Here is a 24,758-nt window from a genome sequence, read left to right as displayed (position 1 = left end):
GATGGTCACGGTCGGGGAAGGGCTCGACAAGGCGGTGCAGGGCGCGTTCACGCGCCCGATCCCCAAGAGCGCCGGCGCTCAGATGCGGTACCTGGTCAAGCAGCTCAAGGGCACCAAATCGGTCGCCCAGATGCTGCGCGTGTCCCAGCGCACCGTCGAACGGTACGTGAAGGACCAGATCAAAAAGCCCCGCAAGGACCTCGCGGCCCGCCTGGAGCGCGAGGTGAAGAAGCGGTGGCAGCCACAGATCCGGGCCAAGGCCAAAGAAACCGCGGCCACCACCGACGGCATCGTCATCGACGTCCGGGCCCGGTTCGGCTTTACCGCCGCCCCCGGCACGACCGACGACGCCAGGCTGCGTCGGCTCCCCCCCTTGGCCCTGCCGCCGCGATACGCCGCCCGCCTCTTCGAGGCCCAGGAGCAAGGCGCCACCGAAGAGCAACTGCGCGACATCACGGCCGAGGCCTTGGGCGAGGTCTACTTCCGCGACAACGGCCGCCGCGCCCACGGCCTGGAGGTGGAGTTCACCGACCTCGAACACCTGGAGTTCGACCTGTAGGCCGAGCCCGGGCCGACCGCGAGCCCCGGGACCATCGGAGTTGGCGGGCAGGGTTGCTGCCTGGCCTGGCCGACGAGCGCGGCCTCTGATTGCTCCGTTCACGGAGTCGCATCTCTGGCTGTCATAGTCGCGATATGTGGCGACGCGGCAACCTGGTGGTCCCTGCCTTATCCGGCACCTCCCATCGCCCTACCGGTCCTGGGCCAGAGCGACGAGCTCGGCGAAGAGGCCATCGGCGTTCACGAGATCGTCGTACCGGCCCTGCTCGATGATGCGGCCGTTGTGCATGACGACGATCCTGTCGGCGAGCCGGGTGTTCTCGAGTTGGTGTGTCACCACGACGGTCATGCGCTCAGCGGCGATGCGTTTGACCTCCAGGAAGATTTGGTGCTCGCCACGCGGGTCCATCTGCGATGTCGGTTCGTCCAGGATCAACAGGGGAGTTTGGCGGTACAGGGCCCGACCGCAGACGAGCCGCTGCCACTGCCCGCCGGACAGCTCGGCGCCGCCGTAGAGTTCGCGGGCGAGCAGGGTGTCGAGCTGGTTGGGCAGCTTCTCGATGGCCTCACGCATGCCGACGGCGTCAACGGCAGACCACACCGGGGTGTCGTCGTAGGTCTTGGGCTGGCCGAGCGTGATGTTCTCGCGGGCGCGCAGGGGCCAGCAGGCGAAGTTCTGGGGCACGAGCGCGGTCCGGGCCCAGACTGCGTCGGGTTGGGCCTGGGCCAGATCGGTGCCGTCCCACACGACGCGACCTTTGTCAGGGAGAAGGATTCCGGTGATGAGCTTGGTCAGTGTGGACTTGCCCGAGCCGTTCTCGCCGACGATGGCCAGGATCTCCCCGCGGTGCAGGGTGAGGGAGACGCCGTCGACGGCGGGTGCGTCCTGGCCGGGGTACTGGTAGACGACCTCGTCGAGGCGGATCTCGGCTACGTGCTCCGGGATGGTCAGCTCCCCGCGTTTCGGGGTGCGGGCGGCCGCCATGTCGAGGAATGACCTCATGTCGGCGAGATAGAGCGAGGTGTGGAACATCGCAGCGCCGTGGATGACGAGCTGGGAGAGGGCGGCGAGTGTGGTCTGGACGGCGACAACCGCGGTGGCAGCGACAGGCAGGGCGACGCGGCCGGTGGTGGCCAGCCAGGCGAGGGCCGTCCAGGTGCCCAGGAGGAACAGGCCGCCGAGGACGGAGGTCGAAAGGACGATGCGGAGCGTGCGGGGTGCGGCGGTCACGGTGCGCTGGTCGATGCGCTCGGACAAGGCGCGGTACCAGTAGACCAGGTAGCCGGTCATGCCGTTGGCGCGCACCTCGTCGCCGTAGCGGGAGTAGGTGGCCCACCAGCGCATCATGCCGCGTACGTTGCGGTCGCCGACGTTGGCGTAGTGGGTTTCGTAGTCGACGCGGGCGGACAGGACGGCGCCCAGGCCGGCGGGGAGCACGGCGAGTAGGAGGAGCGGGAGCATGAGCCAGTGGAGGGCGGTGATGATGCCGCTGGCGGCGGCCATGCGGACCATGGCGGCCATGAAACGCTGGGCGTCTTGGACCATCAGCCTGGTGCGGGTGACACCGACCTCGGCGGCCTCCTGGCGGTCGGCGAACCCCGGCTCTCCGTATGCGGAGGCCTCGACACGGCACACGGCGGATACGAGGGCGACATCCGCCTCGGTCATCAGACGAGGGGTGATCCGGCCGTCGGCGTAGGAGGACAGCGCACTGCTGAGCCGGCCGGCAGCGGCGGCCGCCGTCACGACGACGAGGGCGGGCAGAGCGGCGTGCAGGCGTTCGGACACCGTGCCGACGCCGAGGATGTGCGTCATGGCTTTCGCGGTGAACCCGAGGGTGAAGGCAGCCGCGGTGCCGGTGAGGACCTGGCAGGCGAGGAGGAGGACGAGCGCGGGGCGGTCGACAGTCCAGGCCATGCGCGCGGTGTGGGCGAGCACGGAGGGGAGCCGTGCGCACATCTTCGCGAAACTGGCTTCTTCCAGCGGGTTCTTGCCGTGCTTCCCCTCGAAGCCGATGGTGGCTGGTGGCGGAGGGGGCGGTGTTGTGGGGCTTTCGGGCGAGGCGTTGGTCACGGTCACCTGCGTCCTCCTCGGAGGCTCGGCGCCGCACCTGGGTGGTCCGGCGGTGCCAGGCTCAACGAGTCGGTGAGCGATTCGAACGCGCTCGATTCCGGACGAAGCACAGAGCCCGGTATTCGGGGGCGTCGAACGCGTGGGCGCAGTGCCATACGGCTTCCGGGGCGGTCAGGTTTGGCCGAAACGCCGGAGGTTGTTACGTGTGTGACGTATGAGGTTGCCTCACTACGTGTAGGCGTACGGGAGGGTGTTGGAGGGCCCGCCGGGTGTGATCGCCTGGACCATGACGGCCCCTGGGACCGCGGCCGGCGGTGCGGTCACGGTGAGTCGGCTGTCGGAGTCCACGAAGGGAAAGAGTGTGACGGCCCCGAACCTCACTTCTTCGGCCGTGCTGAGGTTGCTGCCGTCGATCACCACCGTGCTGTCCCCGCCCACCGGTCCGTCGGTCGGCGACAGACTGGTGAGGCGGGGCGGCGGGATGTAGTAGAAGTGGCCGAGGACACCGGTCCCGCCGGGCGCGGTCACCGTCACCCACACCGCGCCGGTGCCTGAGGGGGTCACCGCTGTGATGGTGTTGTCGTCCACGACGGTGAAGCTCCTGGCCGCCTGTGAGCCGAATTTCACGGCGGTGGCGCCGGTGACGTACCGGCCGGTGATGGTCACGGTGGTCCCGCCGCCGATCGGGCCCTGGTCGGGCACCATGCCGGGAGCCGAGCGGAATACGCTGACCGCGTCGCCGCCGTTGTTGACCACGTACACGTATCGGCTGTCCGGGGTGACGGTGAGCCAGTTGGGTACGTTGAAGCCGGGCACGGTGGCCATGACGGTGTCCGAGGCGACGTTGATGACCTTCACCGCGCTGATGCCGTCCACGCTCACATACGCGTGCCCGCCGTCGTGGGCGACCGCCACGTAGAACGGGATGGACAGGCCGCTGACCCGGGGACGGTAGGGCTGACGGGCGGGGCCGACGCGTCCTCCGCCGCGACCGCATCCACTCACGCCCACACCACCAGCCCCGCACCGAAGCGCCCGTACGCCACCGGACGCCTGCTCACCACCGCCATGGTCGGCGTGCTGGTGGTCGGAGGTGCTGTCTGGGCGGGTGTCACCGTGGCCGACGACGGAGCAACCCCGGCGGCGCGGACGACTGACGCCCCGAGCACGAGCGGCAGCCCGTCGCCACGTCCCGGCACCTGGACCGCCCATCGAGAGAAGCAACTCGACGCGATCCTGTCGGTGCCCGCCGGCACCCCCGAGTACGACCGCTCGGACTCCGGCGCGGACCACCGGGACCCTCCCGGTCGGTGACCTACGGCGACAAGACTGTCCAGATCCGTCTGACCCGCAAGGAGGCGGTGCCCACGCCGATCAAGGAGTGGGCGACGGAGGCCACCCTGTCCTGGGCGGACGACAATGCCCGGACGCTGTACGTCCCCACCAGCTTCCACGGCTACGAGGCCATGGTCACCGACACCACGTACGAGGTGAAGGAGAAGAGGTACCGGGTGATGCAACTGCTGATCACCACGGACACCCAGGAACATTACGAACTGCGTGTGGACATGCCGAAGGGAACGAAGGACGAGAGCCGGGGCCACTTCCTGTTCACGGGAGCCCGCGCCCACCTCAAAGTCGGCAAGGCCATGGTGAGCCCCTGAACGCGGAGCGCTTGGCCGTCCGCTCGCGCGGCACCGGCAGCGGTGGCGTCGGCCTCGCACGCGTCCGGCATTGGCGTTGGCACCCTGATCAGCCAACGCCCCGGTCTCAGCGCGGAGTTGATGGCGCAGCACTCTGGTCGTACGAATCGCCCCTGGGCTACCGTCGGTAACACCTTGCCGTCGCAGTGGCGCCATGCGTATCCCACGCCCCTGCGCCCCTCCTCGGAAGGCAGCCCATGCAGAACACATCAGCCCCGGCCGCGATCACCCGTCGTCGTGCTCTGACGGTGGCGGGCGGGGTACTCGCGGCCGCGACCCTCCTCCAGACGGTTCCCGCTTTCGCCGCCGAGTCGCAGGACGCGGACGCCATCGTGGTGGGTCACGGGCTCGCCGGTCTGGTCGCCACGGCCGAACTGGCCGCGGCCGGGCGCAAGGTGCTCCTCCTCGACCAGGAGCCCGAGGCCAGCCTTGGCGGGCAGGCGTTCTGGTCCTTCGGCGGTCTGTTCTTGGTCGACTCCGCCGAGCAGCGCCTGATGGGTATCAAGGACTCCCAGGACCTGGCCTGGCAGGACTGGCTGGGCACGGCGGGATTCGACCGGGGCATCGCCGACCCCGTGGGTCAGGACTTCTGGGCGTACAAGTGGGCCGAGGCGTATGTGGACTTCGCCGCGGGCGAGAAGCGCTCCTGGCTCTCCGGTCTGGGTGTGCAGTGGTTCCCGATTGTGGGCTGGGCCGAGCGCGGCGGCGGTCTCGCGGACGGGCACGGCAACTCGGTGCCCCGCTTCCATGTCACCTGGGGAACGGGGCCGGCGGTCGTCGAACCCTTCGAGAAGAAGGTGCGCGCCGCGGTCGCCGCCGGCAAGGTGACCTTCAAGTTCCGGCACCGCGTCGACGAACTGGTGACGACCGGCGGCGTGGTCACCGGCGTGCGCGGCGCGGTCCTGGAGCCGAGCGACGCCGCCCGCGGCAAGCCCAGCTCCCGCACGGTCATCGGCGACTTCGAACTGCGCGCCCCGGTTGTGGTCGTCACCTCCGGCGGTATCGGCGCCAACCACGACCTCGTCCGCCAGAACTGGCCGACCCGCCTCGGCACCCCGCCGAAGTTCATGGTCACCGGTGTCCCCGCGCACGTCGACGGCCGGATGCTGGCGATCACGCAGAAGGCAGGCGGCCGGATCGTCAACCCCGACCGGATGTGGCACTACACCGAGGGCCTGCGGAATTACGACCCGATCTGGCCGGGCCACGGCATCCGCATCCTGCCCGGCCCGTCCTCGATGTGGTTCGACGCCACGGGCAAGCGCTTCAACAGCCCGGACATCCCGGGCTACGACACCCTGCACACCCTCAAGTCGATCACCGACTCCGGCTACGACTACTCCTGGTTCGTCACCACCCAGAAGATCATCGCGAAGGAGTTCGCGCTCTCCGGCTCCGAGCAGAACCCGGACCTCACCAACAAGAACATCTGGCAGCTGCTGTCACGTATCTGGCAGACCCCCGAGCCGATCGAGAGATTCAAGAACAAGGGCGCCGACTTCGTCGTGGCCTCGACACTGGCCGAACTCGTCACCGGCATGAACAAACTGACCGGCGACAACCTCATCGACCTCGCCGACCTCAAACGGCAGATCGACGCCCGCGACCGGGAGATCGACAACCCCTACACCAAGGACGTCCAGGTCATGGGCATCCGCAACGCCCTCGCCTACCCCGGGGACACTCTCAGCCGCACGGCCTCCATCCACAAGATCCTCGATCCGGGCGCCGGACCCCTGATCGCCGTACGTCTGAACGTCCTCACCCGCAAGACGCTCGGCGGCCTCCAGACCGACCTCTCCGGCCGCGTCCTGGACACGGCCGGGAACCCCGTGCCCGGTCTGTACGCGGCCGGAGAGGTCGCGGGCTTCGGCGGCGGCGGAGTCCACGGCTACCGCTCCCTGGAGGGCACCTTCCTCGGCGGCTGCCTCTTCTCCGGCCGCGAGGCGGGGCGCGCCGCCGCGGAGGCGACCGCAACCTGAGGCGGGCCTCGGTGGTCAGCGAGGCGGGAGTGTGCCCAGGAAGCGTATGTGGGGGCGGTCGTCGGGGCCGGTGCGGGTGACGGTGGCCCGTACGCCGTAGACGTCGGCGATGAGGGCCGGGGTGAGGACGTCCTGCGGGCTGCCGCAGGCCACCACGCGGCCCTGCTTGAGGACCACGAGCCGGTCGCAGTACATCGCTGCCAGGTTCAGGTCGTGCAGGGCGACGACGCTGGTGAGGCGGAGTTCGGTGATCAAGGTCAGCAGGGCGAGCTGGTGCTGAATGTCGAGGTGGTTGGTGGGTTCGTCCAGTAGCAGTTCCCGCGGCTGCTGGGCGAGGGCGCGGGCGATCTGGACGCGCTGGCGTTCGCCGCCGGAGAGGGTGTGCCAGGGGCGGCCGGCCTTGTCGGTCAGCCCGGTGCGGGCCAGCGCGGCACCGACGGCCTCCTCGTCCTCGGGCGAGGCGGGGGCCCAGGCCCGGCGGTGAGGGACGCGGCCGAGGCGTACGACCTCGAGGACGGTCAACGCGACCTGGGTGTCGGCCTGTTGCTCGACGACGGCCACACGGCGGGCGACCGCGCGGCGCCCCACCTGCTCCAGTGGGCGGTCGTCGAGAGTGACGGTGCCGGAGGCCGGCGTGATGACGCCGGCGAGCAGGCGCAGCAGCGTGGATTTGCCCGAGCCGTTCGGGCCGAGGAGGCCGGTGACGGTACCGGGGCGTGGGGTGAGGCTGACCCCGTCCAGGATCGGCGTGCCGCCCGCCGTGTAGGTGAGCCGATCGGCGCGCAGCCCGGCGCCGTCAGCGGTGCCGGTCATCGCGGACTCCTGGTCCGGTACAGCACGAGGACGAACGCCGGGACGCCGATCAGCGAGGTCACCACGCCCACCGGCACCTCCTGCGGGTCCAGGACGGTACGGGCGAGGGTGTCGACCCACACCAGGAACACCGCCCCGGCCAGAGCGGTGGCCGGCAGCAGCCGCGTATGGCCGGGTCCGGTGAGCGCGCGGGCGGCGTGCGGCAGTACCAGGCCGACGAAGCCGATCGCCCCGGCCGAGCTGACCAGGACGGCCGTCAGCAGGGCGGTGGCGCACAGCAGCACCAGCCGGGTGCGGGCCACGTTCACGCCCAGCGAGGCGGCCGCCTCCTGCCCGAACGCGAACGCGTCCAGCTGTCCGGCGCGCCCGGCGCACACCAGCAGCGCCGCCACCAGCGCCGCCGAGCACACCCCCACATCCGTCCAGTCGGCCCCGCTGAGCGAGCCGAGCAGCCAGAACAGCACCCCGCGGGTGGTCTCGGCGTCGGCCGCCGTCATCACGACGAAGGAGGTGAGCGCGGAGAACAGCTGCATGGCCGCGACGCCGGAGAGCACCACCCGGTCCGTGGTGCCGCCGAGAGTGTGGCTGAGCAGCAGCACCAGCGCGAAGGAGCCAATCGCCCCCAAGAATGCCCCGCCCGACACGGACATTGCCCCGCCTCCCGCGCCGAGCACGACGACCACGACCGCGCCGGTCGAGGCCCCGGACGAGACGCCCAGGACGAAGGGGTCGGCGAGCGGGTTGCGCAGCAGGGACTGCATCACCGCCCCGCACACGGCCAGTCCGGCGCCGCACACGGCCGCGAGCAGGGTGCGCGGTAGTCGCAGGTTCCACACGATCCCGTCCCGGATGGGTGTCAACTCCGCCTTTCCCCAGCCGAGATGGGCCGCCACCGTCGCCCATACGTCACCGACCGCGATGTCCGCCGGGCCGATGGTGATCGCCACGGCGATGGAGACGCACAGCAGCGCGAGACCGGCCGCCCACAGCAGCGCGCGGCGCAGACCGCGCACCGCTGCCGGCGCGGCCGAGGACAGGGCGGTGCTCATCCCTCGAGGCCGTACTCGCGCAGCGCCGCCGACACCTTCTCGATGCCCTCGACGGTCCGGATGGTCGGATTCATGGCCTGCCCGGACAGCAGCACGTACCGCTTGTTCTTCACCGCGGTCAGGCTCCTCGTGACCGGGTCGGACTCCAGGAACTCGATCTTCTTCGCCGCGGTTTCGGCCGTCTGCTGCTTGCGGGTCAGGTCGCCGATGACGAGGATGTCGGGGTCGCGGTCGGCGACGGTCTCCCAGTTGACCTGGGGCCACTCCTCGTGGGTGTCGTCGAAGGCGTTCTTCGCGCCGAGTTCGCGGGTGATGATGCCGGGGGCGCCGCAGCAGCCCGCCACGTACGGGGACTGGGAGTTGGCGAACCAGTACATGACGGTGACATCCCGGGCGTCGAGGCCGGAGGTGGCCCTCTTTACCCGGGCCTTGAGATCGGCGACGAGCTTCTCGCCGCGCTCCTGCACGCCGAAGATCCGTGCCAGGTCGGTGACTTCGCCATAAACCGCGTCCATGGTCAGCGGCTCGGTGCGCGCACCATCGCCGTCACCGCTGTTGTCCTTGCCGACGCAGTCGGAGGGGGAGAGGTAGGTGGCCACGCCGAGCTTGTCGAACTCCTTCCGCGGGGCCACACCGCCCTTGCCGAGTGTGGAGGCGAAGGAGGAGGCGACGAAGTCGGGTTCGGTGTCCAGGACTTTTTCGAACGAGGGGGCGTTGTCGGACAGCCGCTTCACCTTCGCGTTGGCCTTCTCCAGCCCTTTCGCCACCGGGTCCGTCCAGGTGGCGGTACCCACCATACGGTCGGCGAGCCCGAGGGAGAGCATGATCTCGGTCGTACCCTGGTTGAGGGAGACCGCCCGCTGCGGAGGTTCGTCGACGTGGACCTTCTGCCCGCAGTTGTCGAGAGTGACCGGATAGCCGGCGGACTTGCCCTTGGCCGGGCTCGCCTCGGCCGACGGGCCGGAGGAACCACCGCAGCCGGTCAGCAGCAGGGCACCTGCCAGGAGCGGGACGGCATGACGGAGAGGGCGTGCGAGCGGCACGGAGCTTCCTTCGGTGTCGAGGGCTCTTGCGCGAAGCCCGGTCGTACAGTGCTCCCCCGGCCGTTTTCCGGTGTCGGAGGCCGCCAGCAGGTCTTCGGGCTCGGGGTCAGCCGGAACGAGGCGCCTTCCCGGACCGCGATCGCCGTCCAGTGGCCGATGCCCCGCCCGTCGCCCTCACCGCTGCGCGTCAGCTCCGGATTCACACCGGATTCCCTGACCCGTGCACGCACGTGTACGTACATGGGTACGACTGGCCCCGGCAAGCTACCACACGCGCCTCACGCCCCTGCCGGCGCGAGCACCACTGACTTCCCCCCTGGCATGGCGGCGATCCGCACCTGGACGCGCTCGCGCGTGGCGAACGCCTTGTCCACTGGGTCGCCCCCGCGCCCGCCGCCTGTATAGGCTGGCGGTGCAGCTGGTTCGCCCTGTCCGCCAGGCAGGCGCGTCGCAAGAGGGAACCCGGTGGGAATCCGGGACTGCCCCGCAGCGGTGAGCGGGAACGACCGCCGTCATCAAGCACTGGGCCCGGAGAGCCGGGTCTGGGAAGCGACGGCCAGTAGGTGCCTCGTACGACAGGTCGTACGTCACGAGGCGCGCCTGCGAGTCCGAAGACCTGCCACTGCCCGTGTGCGATGTGCGCGCACGGAATCTCGGTGACCTCGAGGGCGGGTCGGCGGCACGGTCGAGCACCCCCAGCGGGTCTCGCCGCCTTCGCCATCCCTTCGCCCTCGTCCCGTCCCGGGAAGTCGAAACGAGTGCTCGCGAAGGAGAGTTCCGTGACAACCAAGGCCGCAGCCATGGCAGCCCGGGCCACCGTGTACGGCTACCCCCGCCAGGGGCCGAACCGGGAACTGAAGAAGGCGATCGAGGGCCATTGGAAGGGCCGGGTCACCGCCGAAGGCCTGCGTGAGGTCGCGGCCGGTCTGCGCCGCGCCACCTGGCGGCAGCTGGCCGATGCCGGTATCCACGAGGTGCCGACCGGCGACTTCTCGTACTACGACCACGTTCTGGACACCACGGTCATGGTCGGTGCGATCCCCGCCCGCCACCGTGCCGCCGTCGAGGCCGACCCCCTGGGCGGTTACTTCGCGATGGCGCGCGGCACGCAGGAGGCGGCGCCGCTGGAGATGACCAAGTGGTTCGACACCAACTACCACTATCTCGTGCCCGAGGTGGGCCCGGACACGGTCTTCGCGGCCGACTCGACCAAACAGGTCGCCGAGGCGCGTGAGGCCCTCACGCTCGGCCACACCCCGCGCCCGGTCCTGGTCGGCCCGGTCACCTATCTGCTGCTCGCCAAGCCGGCCCCCGGCGTCGCCGCTGACTTCGAGCCACTGACCCTCCTGGACCGGCTGCTCCCGGTCTACGCGGAGATCCTCACCGATCTCCGCGCGGCGGGCGCGCAGTGGGCGCAGCTGGACGAGCCCGCCCTCGTCCAGGACCGCACCCCGGCCGAACTGAACGCCGCAGCCCGCGCCTACCACCACCTCGGCGGCCTCACCGACCGCCCGAAGCTGCTGGTGGCCTCCTACTTCGACCGGCTCGGCGAGGCCCTGCCGGTCCTGGTCAAGGCCCCTGTCGACGGGCTCGCTGTGGACTTCACCGGCGCCGCTGCCGCGAACCTTGACGCACTCGCCGCCGTCGGCGGCCTGCCCGGCAAGCGCCTCGTCGCCGGCGTCGTGGACGGCCGCAACGTATGGGGCAACGACCTGGAGAAGTCGCTGTCCACCCTCGGCACCCTCCTCGGCCTGGCTGACCGGGTCGACGTCGCCGCCTCCTGCTCCCTGCTGCACGTCCCGCTCGACGCCGCCGCCGAGCGGGACATCGAACCCCAGATCCTGCGCTGGCTGGCCTTCGCCCGGCAGAAGACCGGTGAGATCGTCACCCTGGCCCGCGGCCTGGCCCAGGGCACGGACACCATCGCGGCCGAACTGGCGGCCAACCGGGCCGATCTGGCCTCCCGAGCGGTCTCCCGCATCACCCGCGACCCCGCCGTCCGCGCCCGCACCGCGGCCGTCACCGCCGCCGACGCCCGCCGCTCCCAGCCATACGCCGAACGTGCCACGGCCCAGCGCACCCACCTGCGCCTGCCCCCGCTGCCGACGACCACGATCGGCTCCTTCCCACAGACCGATGAGCTGCGCGCCGCCCGCGCCGATCTGAGGGCCGGGCGGATCGACCAGGCCGCCTACGAGGAGCGGATCGAGGCCGAGATCCGCGAGGTGATCTCCTTCCAGGAGAAGGCCGGCCTCGACGTCCTGGTGCACGGCGAGCCCGAACGAAGCGACATGGTCCAGTACTTCGCCGAACAGCTCACCGGCTACCTCGCCACCCGGCACGGCTGGGTCCAGTCCTACGGCACCCGCTACGTCCGCCCGCCGATCCTCGCCGGCGATGTCTCCCGTCCCGAACCGATGACGGCGCGCTGGACGACGTACGCCCAGTCCCTCACCGACCGCCCGGTCAAGGGCATGCTCACCGGCCCGGTCACCATGCTCGCCTGGTCCTTCGTCCGCGACGACCAGCCGCTCGCCGAGACCGCCCGTCAGGTCGCCCTCGCCCTGCGCGACGAGGTGGGCGACCTGGAGGCGGTCGGCACGTCCGTCATCCAGGTCGACGAGCCCGCCCTGCGCGAGACGCTGCCGCTGCGTGCCGCCGACCGCCCGGAGTACCTGGCGTGGGCCACCGCGGCGTTCCGGCTGACCACGAGCGGTGTGCGGCCGGACACCCAGATCCACACCCACATGTGCTACGCAGAGTTCGGTGACATCGTCCGGGCCATTGACGACCTCGACGCCGATGTCATCAGCCTGGAGGCGGCGCGCTCCCATATGCAGGTGGCCCGCGAACTGGCCGAGCACGGGTATCCGCGTGCGGCGGGACCGGGTGTCTACGACATCCACTCCCCGCGTGTCCCGGGTGTGGCGGAGACGACGGCCCTGCTGCACAAGGGACTTGAGGCCATCCCCGCCGAGCGGCTGTGGGTGAACCCCGACTGCGGCCTGAAGACCCGCGGGTGGCCCGAGGTGCGGGCCTCGCTGGAGAACCTGGTGGCGGCGGCCCGTGAAGCCCGCAGCGGCCTGCCCTCCGTGACCTTGTGAGGTCACCGTGGCCGGGGCGGGCTCCTGGGAAGGTGTTCCGCCCCGGCCACACCCGCTCCCACGGCCGGCCGCGCCACTTCCTGCCCACTTTCACACCCCGCAGGCGCGCATCGCTCTGCTCCCATACTTCCGTGGGCGGATGCGGCATCGCACGGCGCCAGGTCTTTGCGGCATTCGATGCGGCTGGGTGCCTGCTGGGCTTTTGCGCTCTGGTACTGGATCCACCGGAATTGGACCTGGCCTTCGTGGCGGATGAGGCGCGAGCGCCCCGAATTGCGGTTCACCACCGCCCGGTGAGATGCGGCCGGGGCGCCACGTGGCGCCAGCATATGCAACAGCAATTCTTGTGCAACAAGAGGGTGTGAGGCTTATGACGACCCGACGAATACGAGGCGCCGCCGTCGTGGCGGCGGTGCTTCCCAAGGCCGGCGACGCCGGCCGCACGTACACCTACACCCTGCGCGACGGAGTGAAGTTCAGCGACGGCGAGCCGCTGACCCCCGCCGACGTGGTGTTCACCTACCGGACCGTCCTCGACACCAAGACCAACAACACCACCAAGAGCGAACTGGACGCCATAAAAGATGTGCGGGCGGACGGCGATGACAAGGTCGTCTTCACCCTGAAGTACCCGTACGCGCCCTTCGCCGGGCGCACGGTCCTGCCGATCGTCCCCGAGCACATCGCCGGGAAGCAGGACCCCAACACCGGTTCCTTCAACACCAAGCCGGTGGGCACCGGCCCCTACGTCCTCGCCGGCTGGAGCAAGGGCGAGAAGCTCACCTTCAAGGCCAACCCGGACTACTGGGGCGGCGCGCCGAAGGTCAAGAAGGTCACCATGGCGATCGTCGGGGACGACGACGTGCGCGCCACCCGACTGCGCTCCGGCGACCTCGACGGCGCGATCCTCCCGCCCAACCTCGCCGCCACCTTCAAGAACGACAACGACAGGCGGACCTACGAGGCGAGGTCCTACGACTGCCGCACCGTCACCCTCCCCACGGAGAACAAGGTCACCGGCGACCGCGCGATCCTCCCGACCCTCGCCATCGCCGGGCTCGCCGGGGCCTGGCGGGAGCAGATCAACCCCCGCCGCCGATCGGAGCTGATGCTGTGACCGAGCGAACCACCGTCCTGTCGATACGCGGGCTGTCGGTGCGCTTCCTCATGCCGGGAAGGCGCCACATCGCCGCCGTCACCGACGCGCACTTCGACGTGGCGGCCGGCGAGTGCCTGGCCCTGATCGGCGAGAGCGACTGCGGCAAATCCGTACTCGCCTCCGCCCTCCTCGGCCTGCTCCCCGCCAACGCGCAGACCGCGGGCGAGGCCCGCCTCGGTGACCTCGACCTGCTCTCCGCCGACGAACGAACCCTCGCCCGCACGGTACGGGGCCGCCTGATCGGCCTCATACCGCAGAGCCCGACCGCACACCTCCCCCCCCGTCCGCACCATCCGCTCCCAGCTGGTGGAAACGGTCGCCGCACTGACCGGGATTCGGGGCCGCACGGCCCTGCGCGATGCCGCCCGGACGGCCGCCGAACGCGCCGCCTTTCCCGCAGACCACCTCGACCGCCACCCGCACGAGCTCTCCGGAGGCCTCGCCCAGCGCGCCGCTACCGCCCTCGCCCTCGTCGGCGACGCACCCCTGCTGCTCGCCGACGAACCGACCACCGGACTCGACCGTGACCTGGTGGCCCGCACCGTCGACGAACTCCGGCGCCACATCGACACCACCGACCGCACGAACGGCACCGGACGGGCCCTGCTGATGATCACCCACGACCTCGCCGCCGCCGAACGCATCTCCGACCGGATCGCCGTCATGTACGCGGGCCGCATCGTCGAACTGGCCGACGCCACCGACTTCTTCGGTACACCCGGACCCCGCCACCCCTACAGCCGCGGCCTCCTCCAGGCCCTCCCCGACCGCGCCTTCACCTCCATCCCCGGCACGCCCCCCGAACTCGGCGACCTCCCCGACGGCTGTGCCTTCGCCGCCCGCTGCGAACGGGCCACCGACGCCTGTGCCGCACTGCCACCGACGGCCGAGGGGGTGGCCTGCCACCACCCCCTCCTCCCGGACTCCGGCCAGAAGACGCCCCAGCCGGATTCGCCCGCCCCGGAGGACATCCGTGCTTGAACTACGCGCCATCACCGCCGGATACAGCCGGAACACCCCCGTGATGCGAGACGTCTCCCTGACCGTCGCGCCCAGCGAAGCCGTCGGCCTCCTCGGCCCCAGCGGCTGCGGCAAATCCACCCTCGCCCGCGTCACGGCCCTGCTGCACCGCCCCGACTCCGGAACCCTGCTGCTCGACGGCGAACCCGTGCGGCACTGGCGCCACCGCGCCCCGCGCGAGCAGCGCGCCGCCTTCGGCGTCGTCTTCCAGCAACCCAGGCTCTCCGCGGACCCCCGGCTGAGGCTCACCGACCTGATCGCCGAACCGCTGCGCGCCACCGGCCGACGCGAGGAAGCGGCCGAACGGGTCGCCGAGCTGGCCGCGGCCGTCGGCCTGACCCCGGACCTGCTGGGCAGACGCCCCCACGAAGTCAGCGATGGCCAACTCCAACGCGCCTGCCTCGCCCGTGCCCTCGTGCTGCGTCCCCGCCGGCTCGTGTGCGACGAGATGACCGCGATGCTCGACGCCTCCACCGCCGCCGCCCTGGTCGCGGTCGTCGAGGACTACCGCAACGCCACCGGCGCAGGCCTGCTCGCCGTAGGCCACGACCGCACACTCCTGCACCGCTGGTGCGACCGCACCGTCCACTGGGAAACCCTGAACCCCCGCCGCGAAGAGCCGCCGCGGCGACGCCCGCCGACACCCGCGACAGCCGCCTCCCGCTCGTCCTCGCCGCCGCCACCCTGTCCGACCTCGGCGACGGCGTCCGGGCGGCTGCCCTGCCCCGCCGGCCGCGGCCACCACCCGGGCGCAGGGCCGTCGGCCCGGAACACGATGCGTCAAGGCTGATGCGTCAAGGCTTTGGAGGCTCAGCGGGGGCCGATCCGGGCTGCCACCCACGGGATACTGCGGCCGGTGGCTGCCGCCAGTTCCCGCAGGGTGGCGCCCTCGGCAGCCCGCTCGCGCAGCCACGTCGGGATGTTCTGGGCGCCGACGCGCTCGGCGGCGGCCCGGTCGTTGAGCTGGATGCGCGAGAGCCGCCCGGCGGCGGAGTTCTGCCCAACCGGGCGAATCCGAATGCCGTGCTCGATCAGCAGGCCCCGCACCTTGCTTTTGCCGATGACGAGGATGCGCGCCGTGTCCTCGATGTTGTTCTGCCGGTCTACGTATACGGTCCGCAGCGCCTGCTCCAGGTTCGCGAATCCCCCGGCGCGCAGCGCGGCCGTCATGCGGTCGTCGGCGGCTTTGGTCTGTGTACGGCGGCCGGCGCTCAGGCTTTTCCGCCGTACCCGCCGCAGTTCTTCCGGGTCCGCCTGTTCGCGGGTGGTGTCCCAGCGTCCGCGGTTCAGCTCACCGGAGCGGGCCATCGCCTGGCCCGCCGCGAAGTGTGCCTGAGTCTTCTTCGAGGCCCGGTAGCCGGCGAGGCGGGTACGGGACTGCTTCTGGGAGAGGGAGCGCGCGTTCAGTGCCCGGGTGCGTAGCAGGCCGAACTCCTGCCGGTACTCGGCCGCGGTCATTCCGCGCGCGCGTACATGGGCCCCCAGTGAGCGAAAGGCCAGGCCGCACACATGGCAGATCACCGTGTCGGCGGCCTCGTCGCGTATCAGACGGCCGAAATCGGGATGCCGGGCGTTCCGGTCCGTCTCTTCCGAGCGGCGGCGGATCTCGGCGGTGCGCACAACAGGACTCCGAGTGGTCTACGACTCCGAGGGGACTACAGGGGGAGCGGTGAAGCCGAGGCGTTGGACGTTCTGGGGGAGCCGTTCCGCGAACTCGACCGCTTTTTCCTCGTCCTCGTCCTCGTGCCAGGGCGGGGCGCAGAAGGCGTCAACGTACACGGAGTACAAGTCGTCGGTGTGGGCGAGCAGTTCGTCGCCTTAGAAGACACGGATGTCGGTGTTCATCAGGCTGCCTTCGCTGTGGTCGCGACCGGGTGGAGGGCGGCATGCTCCAGGGGTGCCGACGGATCGATCGACACGTCGAGGGGTGCGGGTGCGGCTCTGGCACGTACGAGGAGGTCGCCGACGGCGGCGATCATCGCGCCGTTGTCCGTGCACAGCTTGAGCGGCGGCACGCGCAGTTCGACGACGCGACCGCGTGGCCAGCAGCCGGCCGTCCCGGACCAGGCCCGCACCGGTCTCGTCACACGATGACTCGATGACGAGCACGATTGGAGAGCCCACGTTCACCCCTTGCTGCACGGTCATGGTTATTGCAAGTCGTGGGAAATAAGGAAGGGGTGCTGTGTGTCCGGGAACGTGGCGTCCAGGTCACGACGCGGCACAGGTCCTAGGTCCAATGCCTGATCGGCAAGGCACGCTCTTGCTGCTAGCGTGCAGCTGCACATAATTCGCAATAACGTCGGAGGACGTTGGACATGGCGGTTTACACGCTCCCGGAGCTTCCGTACGACTACGCGGCGCTCGCCCCGATCATCAGCCCCGAGATCATTGAGCTGCACCACGACAAGCACCACGCGGCGTACGTGAAGGGCGCCAACGACACGCTGGAGCAGCTCGCGGAGGTGCGGGAGAAGGGGACGTGGGGTTCGATCAACGGGCTGGAGAAGAACCTGGCCTTCCACCTCTCCGGGCACATCCTGCACTCGATCTACTGGCACAACATGACCGGTGACGGCGGTGGTGAGCCGCTGGAGAAGGACGGCGTGGGCGAGCTGGCGGACGCGATCGCCGAATCCTTCGGCTCGTTCGCGAACTTCAAGGCGCAGCTGTCGAAAGCGTCGGCCACGACCCAGGGGTCGGGCTGGGGTGTGCTGGCCTACGAGCCCCTCAGCGGGCGGCTGATCGTCGAGCAGGTCTACGACCACCAGGGCAATGTCGGCCAGGGCTCGACCCCGATCCTGGTCTTCGACGCCTGGGAGCACGCGTTCTACCTGCAGTATCGCAACCAGAAGGTCGACTTCATCGAGGCCATGTGGGCCGTCGTCAACTGGCAGGACGTGGCCAGGCGTTACGCCGCCGCCAAGGAGCGCGGAGACGGCCTGCTGCTCGCGCCGTGACGTCGTAGCGCGTGAGGATGTCCTGCTAGTGATCGTCTTCTCAACCTTCACCGGCAGGCGGCACAACGAAGGGCTCCTGCAAGGACGTGACTCGCAGGAGCCCTTCCGCTTTCAAGTCGGCGCAGGACGGCACCGGCCGCTGCTTCGCCTCCACACCCCCGAATGGTTCGCGGCCGGCAGATGACGACACGTCGCCCTGGATGCGATGATGCCCGGCGACAAGGCGACGGCGGAACGAGGAAGCCGGTGTGAATCCGGCGCGGTCCCGCCACTGTGATCGGCGAGCGATCCCGAACAGGCCACTGCCCGGCAGCGGGCGGGAAGGCCGGGACGAGCATCGACCCGAGAGCCAGGAGACTCACGCGGTCGCCCCTCGACGGAGCCGGGGCGGATCTCCCCGGAGAAGAGGACGGTTTCGCCATGCCCATGAGGCCAGCCGACCGGACGGCCGAGGAACCGGTGACCGAGGGAGCGGTGGACAGGCCGACGGACCCGGCACCGTGCCGGGTCGTCGTGTGCCGGGACTGCTGCTGCGGCAGCCCCAAAGTGGCCGGCGTCGATCACGCGGCGCAGACAGCGCGCCTCGGCCAGGACGCGCCCGTACGCGTCTCCACCTGCCTGGACGTATGCGACCAGGCCAATGTGATCGTCGTGCAGCCCTCCGCCGCCGGACGCGCCGCCGGTGCCCGGCCGGTCTGGCTCGGCCTGGTCAACGACCTCGACGCGACCGAGGACATCGCCGCCTGGGTGCGGGCGGGCGGCCCCGGTATCGCTCCCCGGCCCGCCATCCTCGACCTGTACGCCTTCACCCCGCCACGCCGGCGCACCATGTCCCTGCCGACGTCCGGCCGCCGGGCGCGGTGATGGTGAGGAGGCCAGGGCTCCGACCTCGCCCCGTCGTGCTCACCGGCCGGGCACGCCCGGGAACGGGCGTGCTTCGTCCGTCGTCACCGCGGCCCCGGTACGCACGCCGTGCAGAACGTGGGCCAGCACCTCCGCCCCACGAACCACGCGCGGGCCGGGGCGGTCGAAGTAGGACGGCCCGTCCAGCACCCAGACGCGCCCGGCCCGCACCGCCTGGATCACGGGCTGCGGATTGAGTGGGAGGCGGGACCGAAATCCGTACCCACCGGTGATCAGGGAAGTGCGGATGCAAGGATGAGGCAGCCATGACTGCAGGGTGGTGTTCTCGCACGGCACGGGCCGCGGTGTTCGCGGCCGTCTGTGTGCTGCTCGCCTCCCTGGGGCACATCATGATGTCGGGTACCGCGGTGCCCTGGTGGGCCATGACAGCGGGCGCGGTGGCGACCGGCGGTGCGGCCTGGTGGCTGGCCGACCAGGAACGCGGACCGCTCCTCGTCGTCTCCGTCGCGGTGACCGCTCAGGCCGTGCTCCATTCGTCGTTCTCGCTCGTCCAGGCGGTCGTCCACCCGCAGCCGTCAGGTGGCGGTTCGGTTGCCCGGCAGTGGCTGGGCTACCTGCTGTGCTCGGCGCCATCGGACTCGGGCGCGGAGCATGACGCCATGGGGATGCCCATGGGGTCCACAGATGGCGAGATGGCATCCATGGGATCCATGCACTCCATGGCATCGATGGACCACATGGGGACAGCGGATTCCATGAGCCACGCCATGGGGCGGCATGTCCCCGATCGGCATGCTCGTCGCCCACCTGCTGGCCGCGCTGCTGAGCGGCCTGTGGCTCGCATACGGCGAACGCGCCGCGTTCCGCATCCTGCGGGCCGTCGCCGGCTGGCTCGTCGCTCCGCTGCGCCTGCGGTTCCGGCTGCCCGTGCCGCCGCACCGCCCACGTGTCCGCGCTTGCCGAGCGGGTTCGGGCCGGGCTCCGCGCCGTCTCCTCCTCGCCCACGCGATCACCACTCGGGGTCCACCTGCCGGGGTCGCTGTCGCCTGACGACAGCCGGTTCCCCGAGGCCGTCCGCGGAGCCGTCGAGCCATCGGCTCCCCGCCTCGGGTATCGGCCGCGCACTCCTGTGCCCGGCCGCCCCCCCCCGTCACCGGTTCCGCTGCCGCTTGCCGCCTTGCGTGCGTCGGCACGGAGTCCGGATCCCTGATTCCCGAGAAGGACAGACACGAGGCGATCATTCCTGCTCTGCCTCCGTCGCGCGGACAGGCGAGAGAAGAGTCGATTACGGACTGGGCGCTCGCGGCCCGTAGTGGCGACCCCGACGCCGTCGACCTCTTCGTCCGCGCCCTGCACCGAGATGTCCGCCATTACGTGACGTACCTGGGTGCCGACCCCCCAGAGTGCCGACGACCTGACCCAGGACACGTTCCTTCGTGCTCTGGGCAGCCCGCACCGTTTTGAGGGCCGTTCCTCGGCCCGCACCTGGCTGCTCTCCATCGCCCGCCGTGTGGTGATCGACAGCATCCGCCGCAGTGCTTCCCGCCCCCGCCTCTCGGACACCGACGACTGGAAGGCGGCCGTTGAACGCACCCAGCCGCACGACCTGCCGGGCTTCGACGACGGCATCGCCCTCGCCGAGCTGGTGGACGCGCTCCCCGACGACCGTCGTGAGGCATTCGTCCTCACCCAGATGCTGGGGCTTCCCTACGCGGAGGCGGCCGGTGTCAGCGACTGCCCGATCGGCACGGTGCGCTCACGCGTCGCCCGCGCCCGCACCTCCCTGATCGGGTGGCTGGACGACGCCGAGCGTGTCGCACCGGTGGCCGCCGCGGCCTGACGAGTCGTACGGCGACGGCGCCGCTCCCTCGGACCGGGAAGCAGCGGCATCTCTTCCATCCCGCGAAATAGGTGCGCACCTCAGGGAACTTCCGGGCTCCGCCTCCCGACTATTGCAAATGATCCCGTCGCCTCACGAGCAACCCGCAGCAAGGAGCCCGCATGTCGAAGAAACGGCCGGCCGCCGTCGCCCTGGCCGGCGCCCTCTGTCTGGCGACCGCGGCCTGCGCAGACTCCTCAACCGACCAGGCCGGCGACAGCGGTGACAAGGCGGCCGCGGCCGCCGCGAAGTCCGGCTACCCGGTGACCCTTGAGAATTGCGGAGTGTCCGAGAAGTTCACCAAGGAGCCCAGCCGGGTCGTCGTCATGAGCGGCGCCTCCGTCGCCGAGGTCTCCACGCTGCTTTCCCTCGGCCTCGGCGACCGTATCGTCGCCAACCAGCAGAGCTACGGGATGTCCGAGGTCCCCGGTCGCGCCAAGGCCATCAAGGCCCTGCCCACCGGTGACGTCAAGCTCAACGACGCCTATGACATACCCCGTGAGGCGATGATGGGGCTGCGCCCCGACCTCGTGCTGTCCACGACCTCCTACGGTTTCGACGAGAAGAACGGGTTCGCCACCCGCGAGCAGCTGGGGCAGGTCGGCGCCAACACCTACGTGTCGCCGCAGGGCTGTGACCAGGACACCTCCAAGATGACCATCGCCGACAGCTACACGCTGCTGCGCGACATGGGCAAGGTCTTCAACGTCGGCGACCGCGCCGAGAAGCTGATCGCCGCTTCGGAGAAGAACATCGCCGACGTCCTCTCCAAGGTGAAGGGGGAGAAGCAGCCCAAGGTCATGGTCCTGTTCTCCAACATGGTCATGGGCGGCAACGATTTCAGCTCGGTCGTCGCCAAGGGCATCTACAACGACATCCTCGCCAAGGCCGGCGGCAGCAACGCCTTCGAGTCGGCCTCCGAGACCTCCTTCGCCGACCTGAGCAAGGAGAAGGTGGCCGCCACCGACGTCGACGCGCTCGTCGTCATCGGCTACAACGACCCCAATCCGGCGGCTTACGCCAAGAAACTGCTGAAGGAGTTCCCCCAGTGGCCGGCCACGAAGAACAACACGTACGTGGCCCTGTCGGACTCGATGTACCTCGGCCCCAGCAACGACCTGGCGGTCGAGAAGATCGCCAAGGTGCTGCACCCCGACAAGTTCTGAGCCCGGCCCTGACCCGGCTGCGGCTGCCGCTCGCGGTCGCCGGACTGCTGGTCGTCCTCGTCGCCGTCATGGTGGTGGCGGTGAGCATCGGCGCGGTCAACATCCCGGTGGCCGACGTGTGGGGCATCCTCCTGCACCACGTCACCGGGCGGGGAGCCACCGGCGACCCGGCGCTGGACCAGATCGTGTGGACCTTCCGCGCACCCCGCGTCGTCCTGGCCGCCCTGGTCGGCGCGGGACTGGCCGTCGCCGGGGCGGTGCTGCAGACCCTGGTGTCCAACCCGCTCGCCGACCCGATTGTTCTGGGCTTCTCCTACGGCGCGTCGCTTGGCGCCGTGCTGGTGATCACCCTGGGCGGCGCCGCGCTCGGCGGTCTTGGCGGTCTCGGCGTGTCGGGCGCGGCGTTCGTCGGCGCCCTGGCGGCGGGGGCGCTGGTCTTCGCCCTGGGGCAGCGACGAGGCCGGCTGGCCCCCACCCGGCTGGTGCTGGCCGGGGTCGCGGTCGGCTACGTCCTCCTCTCGGTGACCAGCTTCGTCCAACTGCTGGCCACGCCCACCGAACTGCGGACCGTGATGTTCTGGATGCTCGGCAGCGTCGCCGGCGCCCAGTGGAGCCAATTGCCCACCGTCACGGTGGTGGTCCTGACGAGCACCGTCGTGCTGACCCTGTTCGGACGGCGGCTCAACGCGCTGCTGGTCGGCGACGAATCCGCCACCGCACTCGGCGTGGACGTCAACCGGTTCCGGGCCGTCCTGCTCGTGATCAGCGCACTGCTCACCGGTACCCTCATCGCCGTCGCAGGCGGCATCGGCTTCGTCGGCCTGATGATCCCCCACCTGGTCCGCCTCACCGTGGGCGCCGACCACCGCAGGCTGCTGCCCCTGACCGCCTTCCTGGGCGCGATCTACCTCGTCGTCGTGGACCTGCTCTCCCGCACCCTCAACCGCCCCAACGAACTGCCGCTGGGCATCCTGACCGCCCTGCTCGGCGCCCCCTTCTTCCTGTGGCTGCTGCGCCGCAACAAGGGTCTGGACACCGCATGAAACTGACCGTGGACCAGCTCCACATCACCCTGGACCGCAAGCCGATCCTCCACGATGTGCACCTGGAGGCAGCCAAAGGCGACATCGTCGGGCTTGTGGGCCCGAACGGCAGCGGCAAGTCCACCCTGCTCCGCGCGGTCTACCGCTCGCTGCGCCCGGCCGACGGAGTGATCCGGGTGGGCGGCGACGATGTGTGGGAGCTGTCCTCACGCACTGCCGCCCGCCGCACGGCCGCCGTCCTCCAGGACGCCGGCACCACCACCGGCCTGACCGTGACCGAGATCGTCGCCCTGGGACGCACACCCCACCACGGCCTGATGGGACGGGACGGCGCCGAGGACCGCGAGGCCGTGGCCGAGGCGATCGACCGCTGCGGCGTGGGCCTCTTCGCGGGCCGGGACTACGCGACCCTGTCGGGCGGCGAACGCCAGCGCGTCCTGCTGGCCCGCGCCCTCGCCCAGCGGCCGCGGCTCCTGGTCCTGGACGAGCTCACCAACCACCTCGACATCCGCGCCCGGTTCGAGCTCCTGGACCTGATCCGCAGCACCGGGATCACCACCCTGGCGGTCCTGCACGACCTCGACCTGGCCGCCCGGCTCTGCGGCCACCTGGTGGTGCTCCACGAGGGTGCGGTGGTGGCGGCGGGCCCCGTACTGGACGTCCTGACACCGGACATCCTCCGTGATGTCTTCGGCGTACGAGGCGACACGGAACGGCACGCCGATGGCGTCGTCCGCATCACCTACGCCGCCCAGCCGCTCGCCCTCGGCCGGGAGGCCGAGTCGGCCGATCGTTGAGGCGTGTCTCAGCCGCTCGGGGCGTGCATCCGCCTTTCGTGCAGCTGGGCAACTCGACCGAGGGCGATGTCGACGATCAGGAAGGCGGCCAGCGGGATACCGAGGAGGGGTACGAAATACCCGACCGCGGCGACGGCGGCGGCCAGAGGCACGAGGATGTACGGGGACACCTGCCGCCAGGCGCCGCGCGGGATGGGGCGGCCGAAGGCGGAGGCGCGGCCGCGCTGCCACCACATGCGGTAGCCCCAGAGGATCAGGAAGATCAGGGCGAGCGCGAGGACGGCCAGGGCGATCTGGTTGACGAGACCGAAGAGCATTCCGGTGTGGGCGTCGATGCCCCAGCGGGAGAGTTTGGCCAGCAGCGGATAGTCAGCGAACCGTACGACGTCGGTGACCTGGCCGGTCGCGGGGTCGACGGCGACCGCGTCCTGCTTCTCGGGCCAGCTGCGCTGGATCTGGCTGACGGTGTACGCGGTGCCGGGTTCGGCGGGTGGGACGATCTCCACCGGGTTGCCGAGCCCCTTGGCGCGGGCGGCCTTGAGGACGGCGTCGATGCCGACGTCGGCGGACGCGTGGGAGCTCTTGCCGGAGCCTCCCATGTCCATGCCTTCCATACCCTCCATGCCCTCCAGGGAGCCGTGGCCGGCGTGCTCGCCGCCGCCCACGGTGGCGGTGACGGACGGGGTGGTCTGGCCGAGGGAGGCGCGAAGGTCGGTGACGTTGGCGCCCGCGTACGTGGACCAGGTCAGGCCGGTGGCGGAGAGGAAGAACAGGCCCAGTGCCACCCAGACGCCGACCGAGCCGTGGAAGGAGAGGGTGCGCTTGCGGCCCGTGGCGGTGCGGTCGGGGAGAGCGATCTTGCGGAGCTTGCGGCCGGTGCGGCGGCGGGCGATCCACAGCACCAGACCACCGCCCGCGATCACCCACAGCCAGCTGGCGGCGAACTCACTGTAGAGGCGGCCGCTCTCGCCGAGGTGCAGATCCCGGTGGAGTTCGTCGATCCACGTGCGCAGCGGCAGCGCGCCGGTGCTGCCGTACTGCTCCAGCGCACCGCGCACCTTCCCGGTGTACGGATCGACGAACACGGCCAGGGTGTGGCCGGGGTCGACACCCTTGACACCGGAGAGCAGCACACGGGTCGTGGCGCCCGCCTCCGGTGACGGCCTCACGGCGCTGATGGTGCCCTCGGGGTGTGCCTTGCGGGCGGCGGCGATCTGCTGGGAGACGGGCAGTTCGCTCTTCCCGACCGGTACGCGGAGCTCGTGGGCGTAGATGATCTTCTCGGCCTGGAAGGAGCCCGCGTACAGCAGCCCGGTCGCGGCTGCTACCAGCAGGAACGGTGCGACGAGAACGCCCGCGTAGAAGTGCAGCCGCAATACGAGCGGACGGAGGGAGGACCACCCTCGACGGCCGCCGCCGGAGCGAGACGCCCCGTCGCTGGACTCGGGCTCCTGCGTGTCCGGAGGTTTCGGGCCGTCGTCGGTGTCGGCGGCGAGCGGTTCGGCGGACATGGAACTCTCCTGGATCGGGGGCGGCGCATGGCG

The 24,758-nt window shown here is 70.5% G+C and carries 19 protein-coding genes, 6 pseudogenes and 3 riboswitches; of the genes and pseudogenes, 15 read left to right on the top strand and 10 right to left on the bottom strand.

The window, feature by feature from the left end; all coding sequences use genetic code 11:
• Nucleotide 1 precedes the first annotated feature (1 nt).
• Nucleotides 2-559 carry a telomere-protecting terminal protein Tpg gene (gene tpg, locus ACWY4P_RS01460; protein ID WP_456208241.1) on the top strand — a complete coding sequence of 186 codons (558 nt, stop codon included), beginning with the start codon at nt 2-4 and terminating at the stop codon, nt 557-559.
• Between the two features lie 189 nt (nt 560-748).
• Here the strand turns inward: tpg and ACWY4P_RS01455 are convergent, their stop codons facing one another.
• Both ACWY4P_RS01455 and ACWY4P_RS01450 read right to left on the bottom strand, forming a co-directional pair.
• Complete coding sequence (locus ACWY4P_RS01455) at nt 749-2,638, bottom strand: ATP-binding cassette domain-containing protein (protein ID WP_456208240.1); 1,890 nt, start codon at nt 2,636-2,638, stop codon at nt 749-751.
• Nucleotides 2,639-2,860: 222 nt separating this feature from the next.
• Nucleotides 2,861-3,547, bottom strand: coding sequence for an IPT/TIG domain-containing protein (locus ACWY4P_RS01450; RefSeq protein ID WP_456208239.1), 687 nt, complete (start codon nt 3,545-3,547; stop codon nt 2,861-2,863).
• Here ACWY4P_RS01450 and ACWY4P_RS01445 point away from each other — a divergent pair.
• From ACWY4P_RS01445 to ACWY4P_RS01435, 3 genes are all read left to right on the top strand, one after another.
• A complete protein-coding gene (locus ACWY4P_RS01445; RefSeq protein ID WP_456208238.1) occupies nt 3,521-3,946 on the top strand; it encodes a hypothetical protein in 426 nt (141 codons plus the stop codon). The two genes, ACWY4P_RS01450 and ACWY4P_RS01445, sit on opposite strands and share 27 nt — an antisense overlap.
• Complete coding sequence (locus ACWY4P_RS01440) at nt 3,943-4,296, top strand: hypothetical protein (RefSeq protein ID WP_456208237.1); 354 nt, start codon at nt 3,943-3,945, stop codon at nt 4,294-4,296. The genes ACWY4P_RS01445 and ACWY4P_RS01440 overlap by 4 nt, the downstream gene beginning before the upstream one ends.
• A 236-nt stretch (nt 4,297-4,532) precedes the next feature.
• Nucleotides 4,533-6,317: an FAD-binding dehydrogenase gene (locus tag ACWY4P_RS01435; RefSeq protein ID WP_456208236.1), complete on the top strand. Its 1,785-nt coding sequence runs from the start codon at nt 4,533-4,535 to the stop codon at nt 6,315-6,317.
• Nucleotides 6,318-6,332: 15 nt separating this feature from the next.
• Here ACWY4P_RS01435 and ACWY4P_RS01430 read toward each other — a convergent pair whose 3' ends face one another.
• From ACWY4P_RS01430 to ACWY4P_RS01420, 3 genes are read right to left on the bottom strand one after another with little or no spacing between them, the layout of a single operon-like run.
• On the bottom strand, nt 6,333-7,130 hold the full coding sequence (locus ACWY4P_RS01430; protein ID WP_456208235.1) for an ABC transporter ATP-binding protein: 798 nt from the start codon (nt 7,128-7,130) through the stop codon (nt 6,333-6,335).
• Nucleotides 7,127-8,179: a FecCD family ABC transporter permease gene (locus ACWY4P_RS01425; protein WP_456208234.1), complete on the bottom strand. Its 1,053-nt coding sequence runs from the start codon at nt 8,177-8,179 to the stop codon at nt 7,127-7,129. Before ACWY4P_RS01425 ends, ACWY4P_RS01430 begins: the two co-directional genes overlap by 4 nt.
• Complete coding sequence (locus tag ACWY4P_RS01420) at nt 8,176-9,222, bottom strand: ABC transporter substrate-binding protein (RefSeq protein WP_456208233.1); 1,047 nt, start codon at nt 9,220-9,222, stop codon at nt 8,176-8,178. The genes ACWY4P_RS01425 and ACWY4P_RS01420 overlap by 4 nt, the downstream gene beginning before the upstream one ends.
• A gap of 68 nt (nt 9,223-9,290) precedes the next feature.
• A riboswitch (cobalamin riboswitch) is annotated at nt 9,291-9,492 on the bottom strand.
• 131 nt (nt 9,493-9,623) lie between these two features.
• Nucleotides 9,624-9,860, top strand: a riboswitch (cobalamin riboswitch).
• A 141-nt stretch (nt 9,861-10,001) separates the two neighbouring features.
• Between ACWY4P_RS01420 and metE the strand changes: the two genes are divergently transcribed.
• The 4 genes and pseudogenes from metE to ACWY4P_RS01400 all read left to right on the top strand — a co-directional run.
• The gene (gene metE / locus ACWY4P_RS01415) at nt 10,002-12,326 is read left to right on the top strand and encodes a 5-methyltetrahydropteroyltriglutamate--homocysteine S-methyltransferase (RefSeq protein ID WP_456208232.1); all 2,325 of its coding nucleotides are present in this window, start codon (nt 10,002-10,004) and stop codon (nt 12,324-12,326) included.
• 370 nt (nt 12,327-12,696) lie between these two features.
• Nucleotides 12,697-13,380 (top strand): annotated as a pseudogene (locus ACWY4P_RS01410) (ABC transporter substrate-binding protein); the annotation flags it as partial.
• A 59-nt stretch (nt 13,381-13,439) separates the two neighbouring features.
• Nucleotides 13,440-14,466: pseudogene (locus tag ACWY4P_RS01405) on the top strand (ABC transporter ATP-binding protein).
• Nucleotides 14,459-15,106 (top strand): annotated as a pseudogene (locus ACWY4P_RS01400) (ABC transporter ATP-binding protein); the annotation flags it as partial. The pseudogenes ACWY4P_RS01405 and ACWY4P_RS01400, both read left to right, overlap by 8 nt.
• A 209-nt stretch (nt 15,107-15,315) precedes the next feature.
• Here the strand turns inward: ACWY4P_RS01400 and ACWY4P_RS01395 are convergent.
• The 3 genes and pseudogenes from ACWY4P_RS01395 to ACWY4P_RS01385 all read right to left on the bottom strand — a co-directional run.
• The gene (locus ACWY4P_RS01395; RefSeq protein ID WP_456208231.1) at nt 15,316-16,125 is read right to left on the bottom strand and encodes a MucR family transcriptional regulator; all 810 of its coding nucleotides are present in this window, start codon (nt 16,123-16,125) and stop codon (nt 15,316-15,318) included.
• Between the two features lie 18 nt (nt 16,126-16,143).
• A complete protein-coding gene (locus ACWY4P_RS01390; RefSeq protein WP_456208230.1) occupies nt 16,144-16,284 on the bottom strand; it encodes a hypothetical protein in 141 nt (46 codons plus the stop codon).
• A 65-nt stretch (nt 16,285-16,349) separates the two neighbouring features.
• A pseudogene (locus tag ACWY4P_RS01385) lies at nt 16,350-16,529 on the bottom strand (tRNA (adenosine(37)-N6)-threonylcarbamoyltransferase complex transferase subunit TsaD); the annotation flags it as partial.
• Between the two features lie 294 nt (nt 16,530-16,823).
• Between ACWY4P_RS01385 and ACWY4P_RS01380 the strand changes: the two are divergent.
• On the top strand, nt 16,824-17,465 hold the full coding sequence (locus ACWY4P_RS01380; protein WP_456208229.1) for a superoxide dismutase: 642 nt from the start codon (nt 16,824-16,826) through the stop codon (nt 17,463-17,465).
• 236 nt (nt 17,466-17,701) lie between these two features.
• Nucleotides 17,702-17,825: riboswitch (cobalamin riboswitch) on the top strand.
• Nucleotides 17,826-17,885: 60 nt separating this feature from the next.
• Entirely contained in the window at nt 17,886-18,329 is a 444-nt protein-coding gene (locus ACWY4P_RS01375) for a (2Fe-2S) ferredoxin domain-containing protein (protein ID WP_456208228.1), read from the top strand.
• 39 nt (nt 18,330-18,368) lie between these two features.
• Here ACWY4P_RS01375 and ACWY4P_RS01370 read toward each other — a convergent pair whose 3' ends face one another.
• Nucleotides 18,369-18,551, bottom strand: a complete 183-nt coding sequence (locus ACWY4P_RS01370; RefSeq protein ID WP_456208227.1) for a hypothetical protein — start codon at nt 18,549-18,551, stop codon at nt 18,369-18,371.
• Nucleotides 18,552-18,634: 83 nt separating this feature from the next.
• On the opposite strand from ACWY4P_RS01370, the pseudogene ACWY4P_RS01365 reads away from it, so the two are divergent.
• The 5 genes and pseudogenes from ACWY4P_RS01365 (at nt 18,635) to ACWY4P_RS01345 (ending at nt 23,214) form a co-directional block, all read left to right on the top strand.
• Nucleotides 18,635-19,379: pseudogene (locus ACWY4P_RS01365) on the top strand (hypothetical protein).
• Between the two features lie 186 nt (nt 19,380-19,565).
• Nucleotides 19,566-20,169 (top strand): annotated as a pseudogene (locus ACWY4P_RS01360) (sigma-70 family RNA polymerase sigma factor).
• A gap of 161 nt (nt 20,170-20,330) precedes the next feature.
• A complete protein-coding gene (locus tag ACWY4P_RS01355; protein WP_456208226.1) occupies nt 20,331-21,374 on the top strand; it encodes an ABC transporter substrate-binding protein in 1,044 nt (347 codons plus the stop codon).
• Between the two features lie 68 nt (nt 21,375-21,442).
• A complete protein-coding gene (locus ACWY4P_RS01350) occupies nt 21,443-22,417 on the top strand; it encodes a FecCD family ABC transporter permease (protein WP_456208225.1) in 975 nt (324 codons plus the stop codon).
• Nucleotides 22,414-23,214: an ABC transporter ATP-binding protein gene (locus tag ACWY4P_RS01345; RefSeq protein ID WP_456208224.1), complete on the top strand. Its 801-nt coding sequence runs from the start codon at nt 22,414-22,416 to the stop codon at nt 23,212-23,214. The genes ACWY4P_RS01350 and ACWY4P_RS01345 overlap by 4 nt, the downstream gene beginning before the upstream one ends.
• A gap of 8 nt (nt 23,215-23,222) precedes the next feature.
• Here ACWY4P_RS01345 and ACWY4P_RS01340 read toward each other — a convergent pair whose 3' ends face one another.
• Entirely contained in the window at nt 23,223-24,725 is a 1,503-nt protein-coding gene (locus ACWY4P_RS01340) for a PepSY-associated TM helix domain-containing protein (RefSeq protein WP_456208223.1), read from the bottom strand.
• Nucleotides 24,726-24,758 lie beyond the last annotated feature (33 nt).

This window comes from Streptomyces sp. LZ34, from assembly GCF_053890475.1.
The sequence above is the reverse complement of the archived record's forward strand: the minus strand, read 5'-3'. Positions and strand labels throughout refer to the sequence as shown.

What these genes read in the sequence shown, in the direction of transcription:
- tpg (WP_456208241.1), top strand. Translation starts at nt 2, where the DNA reads ATGGTCACGGTCGGGGAAGGGCTCGACAAGGCGGTGCAGGGCGCGTTC.
- ACWY4P_RS01435 (WP_456208236.1), top strand. Translation starts at nt 4,533, where the DNA reads ATGCAGAACACATCAGCCCCGGCCGCGATCACCCGTCGTCGTGCTCTG.
- ACWY4P_RS01430 (WP_456208235.1), bottom strand. Translation starts at nt 7,130, where the DNA reads ATGACCGGCACCGCTGACGGCGCCGGGCTGCGCGCCGATCGGCTCACC.
- ACWY4P_RS01425 (WP_456208234.1), bottom strand. Translation starts at nt 8,179, where the DNA reads ATGAGCACCGCCCTGTCCTCGGCCGCGCCGGCAGCGGTGCGCGGTCTG.
- ACWY4P_RS01380 (WP_456208229.1), top strand. Translation starts at nt 16,824, where the DNA reads ATGGCGGTTTACACGCTCCCGGAGCTTCCGTACGACTACGCGGCGCTC.
- ACWY4P_RS01375 (WP_456208228.1), top strand. Translation starts at nt 17,886, where the DNA reads ATGCCCATGAGGCCAGCCGACCGGACGGCCGAGGAACCGGTGACCGAG.
- ACWY4P_RS01355 (WP_456208226.1), top strand. Translation starts at nt 20,331, where the DNA reads ATGTCGAAGAAACGGCCGGCCGCCGTCGCCCTGGCCGGCGCCCTCTGT.
- ACWY4P_RS01350 (WP_456208225.1), top strand. Translation starts at nt 21,443, where the DNA reads ATGGTGGTGGCGGTGAGCATCGGCGCGGTCAACATCCCGGTGGCCGAC.
- ACWY4P_RS01345 (WP_456208224.1), top strand. Translation starts at nt 22,414, where the DNA reads ATGAAACTGACCGTGGACCAGCTCCACATCACCCTGGACCGCAAGCCG.
- ACWY4P_RS01340 (WP_456208223.1), bottom strand. Translation starts at nt 24,725, where the DNA reads ATGTCCGCCGAACCGCTCGCCGCCGACACCGACGACGGCCCGAAACCT.